This is a genomic window from Chromobacterium sp. CCUG 76385, assembly GCF_059916625.1.
The window spans coordinates 24,248-41,251 of the sequence record NZ_JAUCGU010000010.1 but is presented as its reverse complement, the minus strand read 5'-3'; the positions used below and the strand labels follow the sequence as shown (position 1 = coordinate 41,251).

The following is a 17,004-nucleotide window of genomic DNA, read 5'->3' as shown; positions in this document are numbered from 1 at the left end:
AACTTATCACGCGCCGGCCCGGCCGGCCAGCCGCCGGCTCAAGGCGCGGCCGCGGTTTCCGCCTTGGAAGGCGCAGGCTTGGCCGGTTGCAGCAGCCAGCGCAGCAGGCCGCCGGCCAGCATGGCCCACAAGGGCGCTCCCAGGCCGGCGATGCTGACGCCGGAGGCCGCCACCACGAAGGTCAGCAGCGCCGCTTCGCGGTGTTCGCCGTCGGCCAGCGCCGCGCCCAGCGACGAGGCCAGGGTGCCGAACAGCGCCAGCCCGGCCGCCGTCACCACCAGCGCCTTGGGCAGCAGCAGCACCAGGGCGGCCAGCGCGCCGCCGGCCAGGCCCAGGACGATGTAGAACAGGCCGCAGAACAGTCCGGCCACGTAGCGGCGGCTGCGGTCCGCATGCGCTTCCGGGCTGGTGCAGATGGCGGCGATGATGGCGGCCAGCGTCACGCCGTGGCCGCCGAACGGCGCCGTCAGCAGCGAGGCGACGCCGAGCACGGTGACCGGGGAGCGAGCGGGAACGCTATAGCCAAAGGTGCGCAGCACGGCCATGCCGGGCAGGAACTGGCTGGTCAAGGCCAGCAGGGCCAGCGGCAAGGCCAGATTGATGAAAGCGGACCACGACCAGGCCGGCAGGGTGAAGGCTGGGCCGACGATGCCGGAGAGCGCGCCGGCCGGTGGCGCGTGGAGCTGTCCTTGGCCCGCGCACAGTGCCACGCCCAGCGCGATGGCCGCCAGCAGCGCCCAGCGCCCAAACCAGCGCCGGCCGGCAAAAAACAGCGCCGCCATCGGCAGCACCAATGCCAGCTGCCGCGCGGCCTCGGTCACCACCTCGCCGACAAAATGGAACAGGATGCCGGCCAGCAGCGCCGCCGCCAGCGCGGGCGGAAACAGCGCCATCAGCCGGTCGAACAGGCCGCTCGCGCCCACCAGCGTCACGATGGCCGCCGCGGCCAGGAAGGCGCCGATCGCCTCCGGGTAAGGCACGCCGGGCAAGGCCGTCAGCAGCAGCGCCGCACCGGGCGTGCTCCAGGCGGTGATCACCGGGGCCTTCCAGCGCCAGCTCAGCCACAGGCCGGCCACGCCGGAGCCGATGGACACCGCCCACACCCAGGAGCCGAGCTGGCCGGCGCTGAGGCCGGCCGATTGCGCGGCATGGACGATGATCAGAAATGGGCCGGAATAACCGACCAGCAAGGCCAGCGCGGCGGCCAGGGCCGAGGACGGCGCGGCGTCGCGCCGCAGGGTTTGCCAAAACTTCATGAGCGGGCTTTCTTGAATCAAGACGAATAGCGGCAGCGTGCCATGCCGGCCGCCAACGTCCTCCCACAAGCCAGGTAAACAGTTTGTATGCGGCGCAATCTGTTTGATATAACAGTTGCATGGAAGCGATCTACCAAGACATAGCACGCCAATTGGCGGCGAGAATGGACGCCGGCGAATTCCCGCCCGGCAGCAAGCTGCCCTCGGTGCGGCAGCTGGCCGCCAGCCACGGCGTCAACAGCCTGACCGCGCTGGCCGCCTACCGCTGGCTGGAACAGAAGCAGCGAGTGGTGGCGCGGCCGCGCGCCGGTTTCTTCGCCGCCCTGCCGGCTGTGTCGGCAGCTGCAGCCCTCCACCGCGCGCTGCCATCGCCGGCCACGCTGGTGGACGTGGACAGCCGCATGTCGCAGCTGGTGGCGTTGTCGGCGTCCGATGTGGCGGTGCAGCTGCACATGGCCGAGGCCCACCACAGCCTGTACCCGGCGGCCGAGCTGGCGCGGCGGCTGCAGCAAACGCTGCTGCGTCAGCCGGAGCTGATCGGCGCCTACCTGCCGGCCGCCCAGCATGAGCGCCTGTGCGCGCAACTGCGGCAGATGGCCGCCGGCTGGCAGATGGAGGTGAAGGCGGATGAGATCCTGTTCTGCAACGGCATCACCGAGGGCATCAGCCTGGCCTTGCGGCATTTGACCCGTCCCGGCGACACGGTGGCGGTGGAAACGCCGGTGTACTTCGGCCTGCTGCAGACGCTGGCGGCGCTGGGACTGAAGGCGCTGGAAATTCCGTGCACGCCGGACGCAGGCCTGTCGCTGGAGGCCTTGGAATTTGCGCTGCAGTACGGCCCGCCGGTGCGCTGCCTGGTGACGGTGACCAATTACCAGAACCCCACCGGCGCGCGCATGCCGGACGACAACAAGAAACGGCTGCTGGCGCTGGCGCGCCGCCATGGCGTCACCCTCATCGAGGACGACGTGTTCGGCGAGCTGTATTTCGGCGAGGCGCGGCCGACGCCGCTGAAGGCCTGGGACCGCGACGGCGACGTGATCTACTGCGCCTCGTTCACCAAGAGCCTGGCGCCGTCGTTCCGCCTGGGTTGGTTGTCCGGCGGCCGCCACCACGCGGCCTTGGAGTGGCTGCGCGCCAGCAGCAGCCTGGTCAGCCCGGCGCTGCTGTTGGGGGTCTTGAGCGATTTGCTGGCCAGCGGCGACTACGCCCGCATCAGCCAACGCCTGCGCCGACAGCTGGCGCGGCAGATGGAGCAGGTAGCCGACGCGGTGCTGGCAGCCTTCCCGCGCGGCACCGCGCTCAGGCGGCCGCAGGGCGGGCTGTTGCTGTGGGTGGAAGGACCGGAAGGCCTGGACAGCGGACGGTTGCTGGAGGCGGCGCTGAAGGAATCGATCAGCTTCGCGCCGGGCATGTTGTTTTCGGCGGAACCGCGTTTCCGCCATTGCCTGCGGCTGAATTTCGGCCAGCCTTGGGACGCGGCGCAACAGGCGGCCATCGCCCGGCTGGGCGCGCTGGCCGCCGAACAACTGAGGACGACATGATAGAAGACGGTTTGCTGATCCGCCCGCCCGAGGCGGCCGAACTGCCGCTGCTGGCGCAAATAGAGCGCCGCGCCGCGCGGCTGTTCTCCCTGGAAGACCTGCCTTCCGCGCTCAGCGAAGACACGCTGCCGGCCGGGATGCTGAGCGATGCCCGCGACGCCGGCCTGTTGTGGGTGGCGGACGATGGCGGCCTGCCAGTCGGCTTCGCGCTGGCAGAGAGGCTGGATGGCCAGTTGCATCTGGCCGAAATGGACGTGGACCCAAGCCACGCCCGCCGCGGCATAGGCGCGGCGCTGCTGCGGCAGGTTTTAGCCCAGGCCGCTCGGCATGGCTGCGCCGCCGTCACGCTGACCACCTTCGCCCACTTGCCATGGAACGCGCCATTCTATCGCCGCCATGGCTTTCAGGATTTCGCGCCCGCCGCCGGCAGCCAACTCGCGGCGCGGCTGCGCGCCGAGGCGGCGGCCGGTTTCCGCAATCGCGTCGCCTTGCGGCGCGTCATCGACTGAGGCCGTACGATGGACAGAATCGATAGCGTGGTCATCGGCGCCGGCGTGGTTGGCCTGGCCGTCGCCAAGGCGCTGGCCGAGGCCGGGCGCGAGGTGGTGATCGTCGAGGCGGAGCAAGCCGTCGGCCAGCACGCCTCCAGCCGCAACAGCGAGGTGATCCACGCCGGCCTGTATTACCCGGCCGCCAGCCTGAAGGCCAAGCTGTGCGTGGAAGGGCGCGAGCTGCTCTACCGTTACTGCGCCGAACGCGCCATTCCGCATGCGCGCCTGGGCAAACTGATCGTCGCCAGCCGCGACGGCCAGCTGGCCAGGCTGGGTGCCCTGGAGGCGCAGGCGCGCGCCAACGGCGTGGCCGATATCCAGCGGCTGTCCGCCAGCCAGGCCCGCGCGCTGGAGCCGGCGCTCGATTGCGCCGCCGCCCTGCTGTCGCCGTCCACCGGCATCGTGGACAGCCACGCGCTGATGTTGTCCTTGCTCGCCGATGCCGAAGCCGCCGGCGCGCAGCTGGCGCTGGCATCGCCGATGGAGAGCGGCGTGGTCACGCCGGACGGCATCGTGCTGCGCGTGGCCGGCCTGGAGCTGCTGGCCGAGCGCGTGGTCAATGCCGCCGGCCTGTTCGCGCCCGATGTCGCCCGCGCCATCGCCGGCCTGCCCGCCGCTGCGATTCCGCAGGCCCATTACGCGCGCGGCGTGTATTTTTCGCTGCAGGGCCGCGCGCCGTTCTCGCGGCTGATCTATCCGCTGCCGGAAGCCGGCGGCCTGGGCAGCCATTTGACCTTGGACCTCGCCGGCCAGGCGCGCTTCGGCCCGGATGTGGAATGGGTGGACGGCGTCGACTACCGCGTCGATCCGGCGCGCGCGGCCGCCTTCTACCGCGCGGTGCGCGCCTGGTGGCCGCAGCTGCCGGACGGCGCGCTGTCGCCCGGTTACGCGGGCATCCGCGCCAAGATCGCCGGCCCCGGCGAGCCGGATGCCGACTTCGTCATCCAGGGGCCGGCGCGCCACGGCGCGAAGGGCCTGGTCAACCTGTTCGGGATCGAATCGCCTGGCCTCACCAGCTGCCTGGCCATCGCCGATGCCGTGGCCGCGCTGCTGGATTAGAGCAAATCGCTTACAATCGCCGGCAAAGGGGAGAAACCACAAGCATGCTGATCCTGAATCAAAGACAACAAGAGCTGCTGGACATGGTCAGGCGCGAAAGCTATGTCAGCGTGGAGAAGCTGGCCGAATACTTCGAAGTCACCCGGCAGACCATACGCCGCGACATCACCTTGCTGGCCGAGCATCAGCAGCTGCAGCGCTACCACGGCGGCGCCAGCGTGCTGTCCAGCGTGGAGAACGTCGCCTACCAGGCGCGCCAGGTGCTGTGCATAGAGGAAAAGCGCCGCATCGCGCGCTGTCTGGCGCGGCACATCCCGGACAACGCGTCCCTGTTCATCAACTTGGGCACCACCACCGAGGAAGTGGCCAAGGCGCTGCACCGCCATCGCGGCCTGCGGGTCATCACCAACAATCTGCACGTGGCCGAGCAGATGTGCGACTACCCGGACTGCGAGGTGATCGTGCTGGGCGGCTCGCTGAGGAAGCGCGACCGCGGCCTGACCGGCGAGGCGACGGTGCAGATGATCCGCCAGTTCCGCGTCGACTACGGCATCATCGGCGTGTCCAGCATCGAATCCGACGGCACGCTGCGCGATTATGACTACCGCGAAGTGCGCACCACCGAAGCCATCATCCAGCAGTCGCGCCAGGTGTTTCTGGCGGCCGATCACAGCAAGTTCGACCGCCCGGCGCTGGTGGAGCTGGGCCGGCTGTCCCAGATCGCCGCGCTGTTCACCGACAAGCCGGTGCCGCCGGCCATCGCCCGCTTGATGCAGGAAGCCGGCACGCAATTGCATATCGCCGAATAGCACTGATAAGTATTTTCGGCATTGCTATGCTGAAGCATCGCGTCCAACTGGAGGGGCGGCATGGAACCCTCTTTTTCCGCCCAAAACGGCACGCTGTTCCGCGATGCCTCGGGCCGCTATTGCGCCAGCCTGGATGGCTGTCGTTTTCTCAGCGTGTTTCAGCCGATTTTCTACAAAGGCGGCAGCCTGTTCGGCTATGAGGCGCTATTGCGGGTGGTGGACGAGGGCGGCGAATGGCAGGCGCCGGACCGTTTCCTGGCCAGCCTTTCCCCGGAGCGGGCGCAACTGGCCGACACCCTGGCGCGGCTGATCCATGTCCGCAATTTTGCCCAAAGCCGCCTGGAAACCTGCTTGACCTTGAACCTGCTGGCCGCCACCGTGCAGGAAGACCACCGAGGCCTCACCCACCTGCCCCTGCTGAAAAATCTGCTGCAAAGCGTGGAGCTGGATTGCGGCGGGGTGATTTTCGAAGTGCCGGCGCGCGAGGTGGAGCACCACGGCCAAGCCCTGCTGGACGGCTTGCGCCATGCCGCGGAAATGGGTTTCGGCACCGCGGTCGATGACTTCGGCGCGGCGGAGGCCCCGTACGGCAAGGTGACCGAGCTGTCGCCGGACATCATCAAGCTCCATCCCAGCCTGCTGCATGAATACATGGCGGGCGAAACCAAAAAGCTGCCGGCGCTGCTGGAGTCGGGTTGGCAGATCGGCAGCCGCATGCTGGTGGAAGGCGTGGAAACCGCCGAGCAGCTGGAAGCGATGCGCGCGCTGGGCGTGGAGCTGTACCAGGGCTATTACCTGGGGCGGCCGGGCGAGCTGGCGGTGGCGTGCCAGCTGTAGGGCGCAGGGGCTTATTGGAAATCACGGGTATGGCCTGCGGCCAACCCGCGCTACGGGGCTGCGACTCGTACTAATCCTTAGCGTCAAAGACCATGCGCACAGCGCGCTCGCGGACTGCTGGGGAAAACTTGGTGGATTTGCTCATAGCTCCATTCTCTCAAGTGAGGGAGCCTCCGCGAAACCCGGGGCGGTTCATATCGCAACTTGAAGCGGTGCCACACCATACCATCAATCGGTGACCAGGCAGCTCGCGGGCTTGTCGTTCTCCCTTCTGCTATGGCAGGGAGAACCTGATCAAGCCTGTTCGTGGAGGGGAGCATGGGGGCTGGCTTGACCCCAAGCTTGGTAAGCTTGCCAGGCGGCATTGAGTTTCTGATCCAGACTGTCTGAGTCGGCGATGCCGCTCAAGTTTACCCCCATGCGCTGCAAGCCTCCCGAGATGCGATCCCAATCCTGGTCCACATAGTGACCTTCGGACGTTCCTTGCTGCATTCTGGAGATCCAACCCTGGGTCTTAAAGTCATCAGTCGCTTGCTGCAACGCCTCTGCAGAGGCTTCTTGGATGCGATCATCTTTTTGCAGCACATCGTGAAGCGCGGATAGCTTTTGCATCAGCTTTTGCGCTCCCTGGTAGCTGGCAATCGCGTTATGCTCCAGCTGCATTCTTCCCGTTGTCACAACGGCATTGACCAAGTCCATTTTGTCATTGAACAATGATTTGGCATCAATGATGTTGGATCTACCAATATCCACCTGTATGGCCATTATGGTGCCGGCTGAATCGGCGTCTACCGAGCCATGGTTGTAAAGCAAGCCCGTTAGTTTAACCAAGTCATCGACGCTAATGTTTTTCACGTCATAGTGTTTTATCAACTGCAGCATGCTCTCGCTCATGCCGTAGTCATTGTGGGCAGAGGATTCTCCAGAGGATGCCGTCGCCGTCGGCTCTTGAGATTGAGGTGCGCTAACTACCGGGGTATTCGCAGGGCTTTGAACACGCACCGTAAGGTTAGGGTTAGTGCTGACATAGGATTGAGCTAGCGGAATGGACGGAAGGTTGTTCATGTCGATCAGGAAGTTTGTGTTGTCTCTCATGAGATCGGCTTCGCGAGTCTTAACTTAACTTTCCCCTGTCAAAATTGACAGGGGAAAGTTACTTAGTTACTTGGATACGTCACATTCAATTTCCAGTTTTGTTGATCCGCGGGGCCATATGCTCCGATCAGGAAGCGAAAGGTTCCACCCGACTGAACTGCATTCAAATAACCATAGTTGCTGTTTGAAACGGCTTTGTTGCATAACTCAAAAATCATGCCAAAATGTGGAAGATTTATGGTGGAAAATTTCACACCAGTGTCAGCAATTTTCTCTACCTTTCTTGCTGCACAGTGGCACAAAAATTAGTTATGCAACAAAGCCGTTTGAAACTAGAACCCATTTCCCGGTGAAATCTTTTTTTTCGAATCTAATGGATAAAGGGATATTTCCAACAGTAAACCCAGCCTGGTGCGTTCCTCTGCATGCTGTAGTGTAAGGACCAAATGCAATCCAATAATCACCCTGATTAGGTATCGAGCCACTAACCGGATAAGGGCCAATCGAGCGCGGACATGGTGAGTTCGGATCTCCAATCCCCGTCACTACAGGATTCTTCAGACTCTGTTTCAATAAAACCTTTGAGCCGTCAGGCTTTATAAATTCTTTAAGCTGGGATGACTCAATGGATTCAGGTGCGGCGACTGCAATTGTGGGAACGGTGACGGAAAATAAAGACAGTATTAATACTGTTCTCGATAGAGTAATTTTCACTAGAAACTCCAATAAGCACGATGGAGCTTAATTATATTTTAAAATGACAACGTCTTGTCAGTTGATGGTATCGATTCCATCGAACAGACAGGACACCTCACTGCGTGTCTTGTTTTCGTTTAGACTACATCCAACTCATGGACATCATCCGGCAGCAGTCCCAGCAGCTTATCAGCGCCGCCGCCCTCGCCGACATCGACGACCGCGTACCCCGGATATTGCCAAGATGAGCGTGGCTTGGCGGAACTCCCGGCTTGGCCGGGATTCCGCCCTACGGTTGATGGTTTCGCGTAGGGCGGATACCCCGTTCACGGGGTGATCCGCCGCTCACGGCGTACCCATTAACCAACTTCCATCAAACCGACACCTCCGCCGGTCGGGTCTTGGCCTGCCAGCTGTCGCCGCCTCTATCCAGGCTCAAACTGAGCCAAGCCAGCAAGGCCAGCGCCGCGCCCAGCCACAAGGGCGCGCGCAGGCCCCAGCCGGCGTCCAGGCACAGGCCGCCGGCCCAGGCGCCGAACATCAGGCCCAGATTGATCACCGCCATGTGCAGGCTGTTCGTCATCGCTCCGCTTCCTCCGGCCCGTACCACCCGCGCCACCATGGCTGGGTTCATCGGCAGGCCGGCCGCGCCCAACAGGAACACCGCCGCCACGGTCAGCGCCTGCCATTGCGCGCCCAGCGCCAAGGCAGTCATCGCCATTAGCAGCGTCAGGATGCCGCCCTGCAGCACGCGGCGGGTATGGCGGTCGGCCAGTCGTCCGGTGACCAGATTGCCCAATACCGTGGCCACGCCGTAGACGCCAAACAGCACAGGCGCCATGGCGGCGGAGAAGCCGCTGACCTGCAGGAACAAAGGCGCCAGATAGGTGAAGACGGCGAACACCGAGCCGATGATCAGCGCGCTGGACAGGTAAGCCGCCCACAAGGCCGGCCTGGCCAGCGCGCGGATTTCCTCAGCCGCCTCCTGGCGCGCCGGCTTCGCGCCGGCCGGCGTCAGGACGGCGATGCCCAGCATGGCCAAGCCAACCAGGCCCGCCACCAGCCAGAAGGACATGCGCCAGCCCCAGCGCTGGTCCAGCAGCGCGGCCATGGGCAGGCCGGCGACGGACGCCAGCATCAGGCCGTTCAGCACCAGGCCGGCGGCGCGGGCGATGCGATCCATGCCTACCAGTTCTCCGGCCAGGGCCAGCGCCACGCCGAAGAAGGTCGACTGCGCCACGCCGCAAATGATGCGCGAGGCCAGCATTTGAGCGTAGCTGTCGGCGGCGCCGATCAGCTGGCCGGCTAGGAACACCGCCAGCAGGCCCAGCAAGGCCGGTTTGCGCCGCGCCGCGCGCAGCCGCCAGATCAGCAGCGGCCCGCCCACCACCACGCTGGCGGCGAAGGCGGACACCAGATTGCCCACTTCGGCCAGCGAGGCGTGGAACGCCGCCGCCAGCGACGGCATCATGCCGGCCACCATGAATTCCGAGGTGGCCATGGCGAAAATGCACAGGCTCAGCAGATAGATGGCGGCGGGCATCAGGCGGTCCTCCCATTCAGCGCGGCGTAAACGGCATGCAGCCATTGCTGGCTAAACGCGCCCACGGAGCCTTCCAGCACGGTATTGGTGCAGACCACGAAGCTGATGCCGCGCGCCGGGTCCGCCAGCCAGCTATGGCCGTAGGCGCCCAGCCAGCGCCAGCTGCCGCGGCTGGCCGGCAGGCCCGCGCTTACCGGGTCGCGCAGCACGGCGCCAGCCAGACTGTGGCCCCAGCCGGGCCAACCTTCCATCTCGATGCCGATGATTTGGTCGCGCATCATTTCATCGCGCCACTCGCGTGGCAGCCAGTCTTCGCGCCCGCCGCGCAGCGTCTCCAGCAATGTGAGAAAGTCCCCTGCCGTGCCGACCATGCCCGCGCCGCCGGAGGGATAGGCTTGCTTATCCAGCGCTCTATCCGGCGAGAAGGCGATGCCGGCGAGTTCCGGCTGTAGGATCAGCCGATGCGCCTGCCCCATGCGTTGCGGCCCGCTCTCGGTTTCGGCATAAGCCGCGCCCAGGCGGGCCGGATCGACGGCGTGGAAGGCGGTATCGGCCAAACCCAACGGAGCCGTCACCTCCCGCCTCACCAACTCAGGCAGCGGCAAGCCGGTGGCCGCTTCCAGCGCCGCGCCGATGACGTCCGTTGCCAGCGAATAGATCCAGCCTTGGCCCGGCGCTTGCCGCAGCGTCTGTGCCGCGAGCCGGCGCAGATTCTCCTCCAGGCTGATGGCAGCCTGGTCCAGCCCGTCGGACACGCCGGCCGCATGATAGGCGCCGCCGCCGGCCGGCTCCAGAAAGCCGTAGCCCAGCCCCGCGGTGTGGGTCAGCAGCTGGCGCAGGGTGATGGCGCGTTGGCTGCCGTCGGCCAGGCGCGGCGTGAAATACGGCAGGTAGTCGCTGACGGCGGCATCCAGCCGCAACACGCCACGCGCGGCCAGCCGGATCGCCGCGCAGCTGGTGTACAGCTTGCTGAGCGAGGCTAGTCGGAACAAGCTGTTTGGTCGCATGGCGACGCCAGCCTCGCGGTCGGCCCAGCCGGCGGCGCGGTGATAGACGCGCTGGCCGTTGACGGCCAGCCAGGCCTCGGCGCCGATCAGCCGTCCCTCGTTCAGCGCGGCGTCCAGCATGCGATCCAGGGCGGCAGTGTCCACGGAGTGTGTCGCTTCGATATGCATGATCCAGGTCCAAAACAAGAAGATGGACCGATGCTAAAAGCCCGCGCATGACGAATAAATTGGTTAGCATTCCGTTCAAAACGGAATTTCATTCCGTAATGGATATCACAATGGAAAAAATGAGCGGAATCGAGCTGTTCGCGCAGGTGGCGCGCCAGGGCAGCCTGGTGGCGGCGGGACGGCAGCTGGGCCTGTCGGCGTCGGCGGTGGGCAAGGGTCTGCAGCGGCTGGAGCAAAGATTGGGCGTGCGGCTGGTTCACCGCAGCACCCGGCGGCTGGCGCTGACCGCCGAGGGGCAGCAGTATCTGGCGCGCTGCCAGCGCATCCTGGATGAGGTGGACGCCGCCGAGCGCGAGCTGCAGCAAGGACTGGCCGCGCCCAGCGGCAGGCTGAAAGTGGGCGTGCCGCACGAAAGCGGCCTGCTGACGTCGCATCTGGCCGGCTTCATGCGCGCTTACCCGCAAGTGGCGCTGGATCTCGATTACAGCGACCGGCTGGTGGACGTGATAGGCGAGGGTTTCGACGTGGTGGTGCGCGGCGGCGAGCCAGGCGATTCACGGTTGGCCGGACGCAAGCTGGGCGGCTACCGCATGCTGCTGGCCGCCTCTCCAGCCTATTTGGAGGAATGCGGCGCGCCGGGCTCAGCCGCGGACCTGGCGCGGCACCGCTGCCTGCACTACCGCTTCCCCAGTAGCGGCAAGCTGCTGCCTTGGCCGCTGGTGCTGGCCGAGGGCGAGGAGGCGTCGCCGCCGGTCAGCGCCAGCTGCAATACCGGCGAAGCCCTGATCGAGCTGGCGATGCGCGGCATGGGCATAGTCTGCATGCCGGACTTCTCCATCCGCCGCGAACTGGCCTCCGGCGCGCTGCTGGCGCTGGACAAGCCGCAGGTGCGGCGCAGCGGCAATCTGTATCTGCTCTGGCCGTCCACGCCGGCCATGCCGCCGCGGCTGCGCGCCTTCATCGACTACATGGCGGCGCATGTGTTCGCGGGTTGAGCGCCGGCTAAGGTTTTCGCGGGCATCGCCGTTGGCGAACCCGCGCCACTCCTGCCATGGCGTGGCGGCGGCGCGCTGGAAATGGAAAACCCGGCCAGCGGCCGGGTTTCGCGAAACAGGGCAAGCCGCGCGGGCTCAGGCCTCGGACAGCACCAGCCTGACGTTGTGTTCTTCCAGCAGCTTGGTGACCGGCTCCGGCGGCGCGGCATCGGTGAATACGGTGTGGAATTCGCTGATGTGGCCCATGCGCACCAGCGCGTTGCGGCCGAACTTGCTGTGGTCGGCGGCCAGGTAGCGGTGGCGGGCGTTGTTCATCATCGCCTGCGCCACGCGCACCTCGCGGTAGTCGAAGTCCAGCAGCGAGCCGTCCGGCTCGATGCCGGAGACGCCGATGATGGCGTAGTCCACCTTGAACTGGTTGATGAAGTCCAGCGTTGCCACGCCGGTGATGCCGCCGTCGGACGCGCGCACCGTGCCGGAAGTGATCATCGCGGTGAAATCCGGGTTGGTGGACATGATGGAGGCGACGTGGATGTTGTTGGTGATGACGCGCAGGCCCTTGTGCGTGGCCGTCAGCGCTTGCGCCACCGCTTCAATGGTGGTGCCTATGCTCATGAACAGCGAGGCGTGGTCCGGGATGCTGCGCGCGATCATGTCCGCGATATGGGCTTTTTCGCTCTGGAACTTTCCTTTGCGAGCAAAGTAGTCCTCGTTCTCCACGCTGTTGCCCAGCGCGGCGCCGCCGTGATAGCGGCGCAGCAGGTTGGCCTCGCACAGCTGGTTGATGTCGCGGCGAATGGTTTGCGGCGTGACATCGAGCAGACGGGCCAGCTCTTCGATCGGCATGAAGCCGTTTTCGCGGACCAGTTGCAGAATCTTGTCGTGACGTGGAGAGCGGCTCATAACTATTCGGAATCGAAAATCACGTTACTTTAGTAACATATTTGTCCCCGCAATAGCAAATGCAGGATGCAAAAAAAGCCGCATGTGCGTCCTAGCGCAAGACTGGCTGCTCGCGCTTGGGCAAGGGGCTTGGCGTGATTCCCGGCGCAGATGCCGACCGGCGCGCAGGCGATGCCCTCGCGCCAGTGTGCGCGGTTAGTGCGTGATCACCACCTTGCCGAAGTGGCGGCGCGCGTCGAAATGCTCAAACGCCGCGCGCGCCTGGTCGAAGGCGAAGGCTTGGTCTATCACCGGGCGCAGGCGATGCTGGCCGATGGCGCGCAGCATCGCCTCCAATCCGTCGCGGTGGCCGACCGCGATGCGTCTGAGCGTGGCGCCGCTCATGAAGAAGCGCATGAAGTCCAGCGCCGCGCCGCCCTGGTCCAGAAAGCCGATCACCGCGATCTCGCCGCCCGCCGCGATGGCGGCCAGCGATTGTTCCAGCGTGCCCTGGCCGCCCACTTCGATGATCCTGTCCACGCCCAGGCCGCCGGTCAGCGCCCGCGCCCGCGCGCCCCAGTCCGGCGTGGCCTGGTAGTCGATGACCTCGTCGGCGCCCAGCGCCCGCAGCCGCTGCGCCTTGTCCGCGCTGGAGGTGGTGGCGATCACGCGCGCGCCCATCAGCTTGGCCAATTGCAGCGCGAACAGCGATACGCCGCCGCTGCCTTGCACCAGTACGGTGTCGCCTGCCTGTAGCGGCTTGGGTTCTGTCAGGGCGGTCCAGGCGGTCAGCGCGGCGCAGGGCAGCGCGGCGGCCTCGGCGTAGCTCAGATGGTCCGGCACCCGGACCAGCGCCTCCTCGCGCACCGCCTTGTACTGGCACAGCCAGCCGTCCAGATTGCTGCCGTACTGGCGCGCGGCCTGCGCCAGCGGGAACGGCCCGCCGAACCACTCCGGGAAGAAAGCGTTGCAGACGCGGTCGCCGACGGCGAAGCGGCGGCTGTCCTCGCCCAGCGCGACGATGTCGCCGGCGCCGTCGGACAGCGGAATCAACCCATCTTGCCAGCTCATCGGATAGCGGCCGTGCAGCAGCGCCAGGTCGCGGTAGTTCAACGAACTGGCGCGCACCCTGACCAGCACTTCGCCGCGGCCCGGTTGTGGCATGGCTTCGTCGTGCCGTTGCAGATGGTCGAGGGCGCCGAAGCGCGAAAAACGGTAGCTTTGCATCGTAATGGTCCTGTTGAGAAACAACGCGGCCATCTTGCCGCGAGCAAGCGGTATGATGAATGACTTGCCGTGCCGGCTTTTTCACCATTCGTCTCAAACTGCCATGGACCTGCTGGAAAACCTGTTTACCGCCATGCGGGTGGAAAGCGCGCTGTACGCGCGACTGGAAGCGCGCGCGCCTTGGGGCATCGATTTTGCGCATCAAGTGTCGGCCCGTTTCGGCATTGTCGGCCATGGCCGTTGCTGGCTCAGCGGCGCCGGACTGGACCAGCCGCTGGCATTGTCGGCCGGCGATCTGTTCATCGTCAGCGGCGGCCAGCGCTTCAGCCTGCTGGACGCGCCGCAGCGCCCGGCCGTTCCTTGCGAAGAGGTCTTCGCCGGCCGCACCGCCGGGCTGATTCGCTTTGGCGGCGAGGGCGATAAAACCGATGTCGTGTCCGGCCGTTTCGTATTCGACGCCGCCGCCGGCGCGCCGCTGATGGCGCTGTTGCCGCCGGTGCTGCATGTGCCGCTGGACGCCGAGCGGGCGCGTTTGCTCCAGGCCGCGCTGGAGATGATTGCGCGCGAGAATGCCGAGCCGGGGCTGGGCTCGCGGCTGGTGGTGCAGAAGCTGGTGGATGTGTTGCTGATCGAGGCATTGCGGATTTATTGCCTGTCAGGCCGCGGCCAGGGCTGGCTGGGCGCGCTGTCGGACCCGCGCTTGTCGCCGCTGTTGCGCGCCCTGCATGCCGATTTGGCGGCGCCTTGGACGTTGCAGACGATGGCCGCGCGGGCCGGCATGTCTCGTTCCGCCTTCGCCCGTCATTTCCGCCAACGGGTGGGCGACACGCCGCTGAATCATCTGACGGCCTGGCGCATCGACCGCGCGCGCGGCTTGCTGCGCGAGAGCCGGCTGCCTCTGGCTGAAGTGGCGGCGCGCGTCGGCTACGACAGCGACGCCGCCTTCCAGCGCGCGTTCAAGCGGCTGACCGGGATGCCGCCGGGAGAATACCGGCGGGCGGCGGCAGATTAGCCGCAGGCTGCGGCCAGCGCAGCCGCTGCCAGCGTCAGCGTGGTGTCGATGGCCGGCATGCCGCAATTGGCGTCGTTCAGCACCAAGGGCAGTTCGGTGCAGGCCAGCGCCACGCCATCGCAACCCTGGGCCTGCATGGACTGCACCACTTGCAGCAGCGCGGCCAGCGTTTCGTCGCTGGCGCGGCCGGTGGGCACCAGTTCGGAGAAAATCGCGCGCTGGATGATGGCCTGCTGCGCTTCGTCGGGGATCACTTCCGCTATGCCGCGGGCGGCGAGCGGCGCCTGGTACAACCGGCGCGCCATGGTCCAGCGCGTGCCGAGTATCGCCACTCGTTTCAGGCCGCGCGCCGCGCAGGCGTCGGCCACCACGTCTAGCATGCTGATCAGCGGGATGGGCGAGCGGGCGCGGATGTCGTCCATCACCAAGTGCACGGTGTTGGCGGGGATCACCGCCAGTTCGGCGCCGGCGCCGGCCAGGCGTTGCAGCGAGCCGACGATGGAGTCGGCCACCTTATCCCAGCGGTCGTCGTCCTGGGCTTGGTGCACGATGCCGAAATCCGGCTGGTCCAGCACAAAGCGCGGGTGATGATGGGCGGGAAAGCGGTCTGCGCACAGACGATGGATCTTGGAGAGGCAATCGACGGCGCCGGGCACGGTCACGCCGGCGATGCCTATGGTTTTTGCTGTCATGATTCTGCCAGTCTGGCGGCGCCGCATGCCGGCGCCAACCGGCGCAGTCTACGCATCAGTCACTAAAATGACAATGTCCCATGCCCGTTCCAGGTGTCGCCGGCGCGCAGCCGGCGGATGAAGGCATCCAGCGGCATCGGTTTGGCGATGTAGTAGCCCTGCAGCCAGCCGACGCCGAGCTGGCACAGGTAGTCGAACTGCTCGGCGGTTTCCACCCCTTCTGCCACCGTCTCCAGACCCAGCTTGGCCGCCAGTTCGGCCACGCTGTCCACGATGTGGGCCGATAGCCCGTCGCTGCCGATGCCGGCGACGAAGCTCTGGTCTATCTTCAGTCCGTCCACCGCCAGCTGCTGCAGATACACCAGGCTGGAGTGGCCGGTGCCGAAATCGTCCAGCGCGATGGTGATGCCCAGCGCATGCAGCTGGCGGAACAAGGCCTCCACTTTCGGTGTGATGGTAATGATCTCGCGTTCGGTCAGCTCCAGCGTCAGCGTCGCGCCGCAGCCGGCCAGCGCGCGCTGCCAGGCTTCGCAGTCGCTGTAGAAACGCGGGTCGTCCAGATGGGCGCGGCTGATGTTCAGCCCCAGATGGAAGCCGTCCGGCAGCCGCAGCGCGGCCAGTTGCCGCAGCAGCCGGTTCATCATGCTGCGCGTCATCGGCACGATCATCCCGCTCTCCTCGGCGCGCGGGATGAACAGGTCGGGACGGATCAGCCCTTCGCGCGGATGGCGCCAGCGCATCAATACCTCCGCCCCCTGCCAGCCGGCCTGCCTGGGCCGGACGATAGGCTGCAGGAAGCCTTCGAATTCCTCGTTGTCCAGCGCGCGCAGCAGCTCCTCGGTGGGCGAGGCCGGCCGCCCTAGCAGCCGATACAGCGTGCCGCCGGCCAACAAGCTCAGCGCCGCCACGACCAATAGCAGCGCGGCATGATGTTGCCACAGCACCCAGTGGCCGGCGGGCAGCGCGTAGCCGGTGGAAACCGAATACGGGTAGCGCGTGGAATGGCGCTGCGCCTGGATCTGGGTGGGATGCGGCGGCTGGCCGTCGCCGGTTTTGTGCGGGCCCAGCCAGCGCGTGCCCACGATCAGGTAGACCGGGCCCTCGTCGCTGGCGTCCTGCAAGGCCAGTTGCAGGTAGCGGCCGTCCACTGCCGACAGCGCATCGCCATGCTCGCCGCGCAGCCGGAAATGCAGCACCGGCACATCGGGCGTGGTGCGGTTGCCGGGCAGCAGCCGCAAGGTGCCGGCGACGAATGGGGTGTTATATGGCTTGGGGTTGGAAATGAGACCCGATAGCGAGGTGCAATAGATCGCATCATCGCGCAGCAGCGCGGTGCTGCGCACGAAGGGCACGATGGTGGCCTGGCGGCGCAGCTCCTGTTCGGCGTCTGCGCAGGGTGCGCCGGCTAGCGGCAGAATGGCGCGGCTTGCCTGCTGTGCCTGATCGAGGATCTCGTCCAGCTGGATTTGGGCCTGCGTCACCTGTTGCTCGGCCTGGCGCCGCAGATCCTGCTTTTCCTGCCATATCAGGGTGGGAATGATGGCCAGCAAGGGCAGCGCGCTGACCAGCAGGCTGGCCAGCAGATGCGACACGCGGTGTTGGCGGCGTGGATGCAAGGGATTCATCGCGTC

Annotated in this window: 16 protein-coding genes; 7 read left to right on the top strand and 9 right to left on the bottom strand. The window is 66.0% G+C overall.

The window, feature by feature from the left end; translation table 11 throughout:
• Positions 1-38: 38 nt before the first annotated feature.
• Positions 39-1,256: a benzoate/H(+) symporter BenE family transporter gene (locus QUG01_RS08920; protein WP_500829817.1), complete on the bottom strand. Its 1,218-nt coding sequence runs from the start codon at positions 1,254-1,256 to the stop codon at positions 39-41.
• A gap of 119 nt (positions 1,257-1,375) precedes the next feature.
• Between QUG01_RS08920 and QUG01_RS08915 the strand changes: the two genes are divergently transcribed.
• Genes QUG01_RS08915 through QUG01_RS08895 form a run of 5 tightly spaced genes read left to right on the top strand, consistent with a single transcriptional unit; the run spans position 1,376 to position 6,056 of the window.
• Positions 1,376-2,800 carry an aminotransferase-like domain-containing protein gene (locus QUG01_RS08915; RefSeq protein WP_500829816.1) on the top strand — a complete coding sequence of 475 codons (1,425 nt, stop codon included), beginning with the start codon at positions 1,376-1,378 and terminating at the stop codon, positions 2,798-2,800.
• Positions 2,797-3,309, top strand: a complete 513-nt coding sequence (locus QUG01_RS08910) for a GNAT family N-acetyltransferase (RefSeq protein WP_500829815.1) — start codon at positions 2,797-2,799, stop codon at positions 3,307-3,309. Before QUG01_RS08915 ends, QUG01_RS08910 begins: the two co-directional genes overlap by 4 nt.
• A gap of 9 nt (positions 3,310-3,318) precedes the next feature.
• On the top strand, positions 3,319-4,410 hold the full coding sequence (locus QUG01_RS08905) for an NAD(P)/FAD-dependent oxidoreductase (RefSeq protein WP_500829814.1): 1,092 nt from the start codon (positions 3,319-3,321) through the stop codon (positions 4,408-4,410).
• Positions 4,411-4,454: 44 nt separating this feature from the next.
• Positions 4,455-5,219 carry a DeoR/GlpR family DNA-binding transcription regulator gene (locus tag QUG01_RS08900; protein ID WP_500829813.1) on the top strand — a complete coding sequence of 255 codons (765 nt, stop codon included), beginning with the start codon at positions 4,455-4,457 and terminating at the stop codon, positions 5,217-5,219.
• Between the two features lie 60 nt (positions 5,220-5,279).
• Positions 5,280-6,056: an EAL domain-containing protein gene (locus QUG01_RS08895; RefSeq protein ID WP_500829812.1), complete on the top strand. Its 777-nt coding sequence runs from the start codon at positions 5,280-5,282 to the stop codon at positions 6,054-6,056.
• 294 nt (positions 6,057-6,350) lie between these two features.
• Here QUG01_RS08895 and QUG01_RS08890 read toward each other — a convergent pair whose 3' ends face one another.
• From QUG01_RS08890 to QUG01_RS08875, 4 genes are all read right to left on the bottom strand, one after another.
• The gene (locus tag QUG01_RS08890; protein WP_500829811.1) at positions 6,351-7,151 is read right to left on the bottom strand and encodes a hypothetical protein; all 801 of its coding nucleotides are present in this window, start codon (positions 7,149-7,151) and stop codon (positions 6,351-6,353) included.
• Positions 7,152-7,460: 309 nt separating this feature from the next.
• Positions 7,461-7,865: a hypothetical protein gene (locus tag QUG01_RS08885; RefSeq protein WP_500829810.1), complete on the bottom strand. Its 405-nt coding sequence runs from the start codon at positions 7,863-7,865 to the stop codon at positions 7,461-7,463.
• A gap of 355 nt (positions 7,866-8,220) precedes the next feature.
• Positions 8,221-9,390, bottom strand: a complete 1,170-nt coding sequence (locus QUG01_RS08880) for an MFS transporter (protein WP_500829809.1) — start codon at positions 9,388-9,390, stop codon at positions 8,221-8,223.
• Positions 9,390-10,565, bottom strand: a complete 1,176-nt coding sequence (locus tag QUG01_RS08875) for a serine hydrolase domain-containing protein (RefSeq protein WP_500829808.1) — start codon at positions 10,563-10,565, stop codon at positions 9,390-9,392. Before QUG01_RS08875 ends, QUG01_RS08880 begins: the two co-directional genes overlap by 1 nt.
• Before the next feature lie 110 nt (positions 10,566-10,675).
• Between QUG01_RS08875 and QUG01_RS08870 the strand changes: the two genes are divergently transcribed.
• Positions 10,676-11,560: a LysR family transcriptional regulator gene (locus QUG01_RS08870; protein ID WP_500829807.1), complete on the top strand. Its 885-nt coding sequence runs from the start codon at positions 10,676-10,678 to the stop codon at positions 11,558-11,560.
• Between the two features lie 135 nt (positions 11,561-11,695).
• Here the strand turns inward: QUG01_RS08870 and QUG01_RS08865 are convergent, their stop codons facing one another.
• Both QUG01_RS08865 and QUG01_RS08860 read right to left on the bottom strand, forming a co-directional pair.
• Entirely contained in the window at positions 11,696-12,463 is a 768-nt protein-coding gene (locus QUG01_RS08865) for a DeoR/GlpR family DNA-binding transcription regulator (RefSeq protein WP_043613317.1), read from the bottom strand.
• Positions 12,464-12,658: 195 nt separating this feature from the next.
• Positions 12,659-13,669 (bottom strand): zinc-dependent alcohol dehydrogenase family protein, encoded by a 1,011-nt coding sequence (locus QUG01_RS08860; RefSeq protein WP_500829806.1) that lies wholly within the window; start codon positions 13,667-13,669, stop codon positions 12,659-12,661.
• Between the two features lie 103 nt (positions 13,670-13,772).
• Here QUG01_RS08860 and QUG01_RS08855 point away from each other — a divergent pair, with 103 nt between their 5' ends.
• On the top strand, positions 13,773-14,681 hold the full coding sequence (locus QUG01_RS08855; protein ID WP_500829805.1) for a cupin domain-containing protein: 909 nt from the start codon (positions 13,773-13,775) through the stop codon (positions 14,679-14,681).
• On the opposite strand, the gene QUG01_RS08850 is transcribed toward QUG01_RS08855, so the two are convergent.
• Together QUG01_RS08850 and QUG01_RS08845 are read right to left on the bottom strand one after the other, a co-directional pair.
• A complete protein-coding gene (locus QUG01_RS08850) occupies positions 14,678-15,373 on the bottom strand; it encodes an aspartate/glutamate racemase family protein (protein WP_500829804.1) in 696 nt (231 codons plus the stop codon). The genes QUG01_RS08855 and QUG01_RS08850 overlap by 4 nt on opposite strands.
• A gap of 62 nt (positions 15,374-15,435) precedes the next feature.
• Entirely contained in the window at positions 15,436-16,998 is a 1,563-nt protein-coding gene (locus QUG01_RS08845) for an EAL domain-containing protein (protein ID WP_500829803.1), read from the bottom strand.
• Positions 16,999-17,004 lie beyond the last annotated feature (6 nt).

What these genes read in the sequence shown, in the direction of transcription:
- QUG01_RS08920 (WP_500829817.1), bottom strand. Translation starts at nt 1,256, where the DNA reads ATGAAGTTTTGGCAAACCCTGCGGCGCGACGCCGCGCCGTCCTCGGCC.
- QUG01_RS08915 (WP_500829816.1), top strand. Translation starts at nt 1,376, where the DNA reads ATGGAAGCGATCTACCAAGACATAGCACGCCAATTGGCGGCGAGAATG.
- QUG01_RS08910 (WP_500829815.1), top strand. Translation starts at nt 2,797, where the DNA reads ATGATAGAAGACGGTTTGCTGATCCGCCCGCCCGAGGCGGCCGAACTG.
- QUG01_RS08905 (WP_500829814.1), top strand. Translation starts at nt 3,319, where the DNA reads ATGGACAGAATCGATAGCGTGGTCATCGGCGCCGGCGTGGTTGGCCTG.
- QUG01_RS08900 (WP_500829813.1), top strand. Translation starts at nt 4,455, where the DNA reads ATGCTGATCCTGAATCAAAGACAACAAGAGCTGCTGGACATGGTCAGG.
- QUG01_RS08895 (WP_500829812.1), top strand. Translation starts at nt 5,280, where the DNA reads ATGGAACCCTCTTTTTCCGCCCAAAACGGCACGCTGTTCCGCGATGCC.
- QUG01_RS08890 (WP_500829811.1), bottom strand. Translation starts at nt 7,151, where the DNA reads ATGAGAGACAACACAAACTTCCTGATCGACATGAACAACCTTCCGTCC.
- QUG01_RS08880 (WP_500829809.1), bottom strand. Translation starts at nt 9,390, where the DNA reads ATGCCCGCCGCCATCTATCTGCTGAGCCTGTGCATTTTCGCCATGGCC.
- QUG01_RS08875 (WP_500829808.1), bottom strand. Translation starts at nt 10,565, where the DNA reads ATGCATATCGAAGCGACACACTCCGTGGACACTGCCGCCCTGGATCGC.
- QUG01_RS08870 (WP_500829807.1), top strand. Translation starts at nt 10,676, where the DNA reads ATGGAAAAAATGAGCGGAATCGAGCTGTTCGCGCAGGTGGCGCGCCAG.
- QUG01_RS08865 (WP_043613317.1), bottom strand. Translation starts at nt 12,463, where the DNA reads ATGAGCCGCTCTCCACGTCACGACAAGATTCTGCAACTGGTCCGCGAA.
- QUG01_RS08860 (WP_500829806.1), bottom strand. Translation starts at nt 13,669, where the DNA reads ATGCAAAGCTACCGTTTTTCGCGCTTCGGCGCCCTCGACCATCTGCAA.
- QUG01_RS08855 (WP_500829805.1), top strand. Translation starts at nt 13,773, where the DNA reads ATGGACCTGCTGGAAAACCTGTTTACCGCCATGCGGGTGGAAAGCGCG.
- QUG01_RS08850 (WP_500829804.1), bottom strand. Translation starts at nt 15,373, where the DNA reads ATGACAGCAAAAACCATAGGCATCGCCGGCGTGACCGTGCCCGGCGCC.
- QUG01_RS08845 (WP_500829803.1), bottom strand. Translation starts at nt 16,998, where the DNA reads ATGAATCCCTTGCATCCACGCCGCCAACACCGCGTGTCGCATCTGCTG.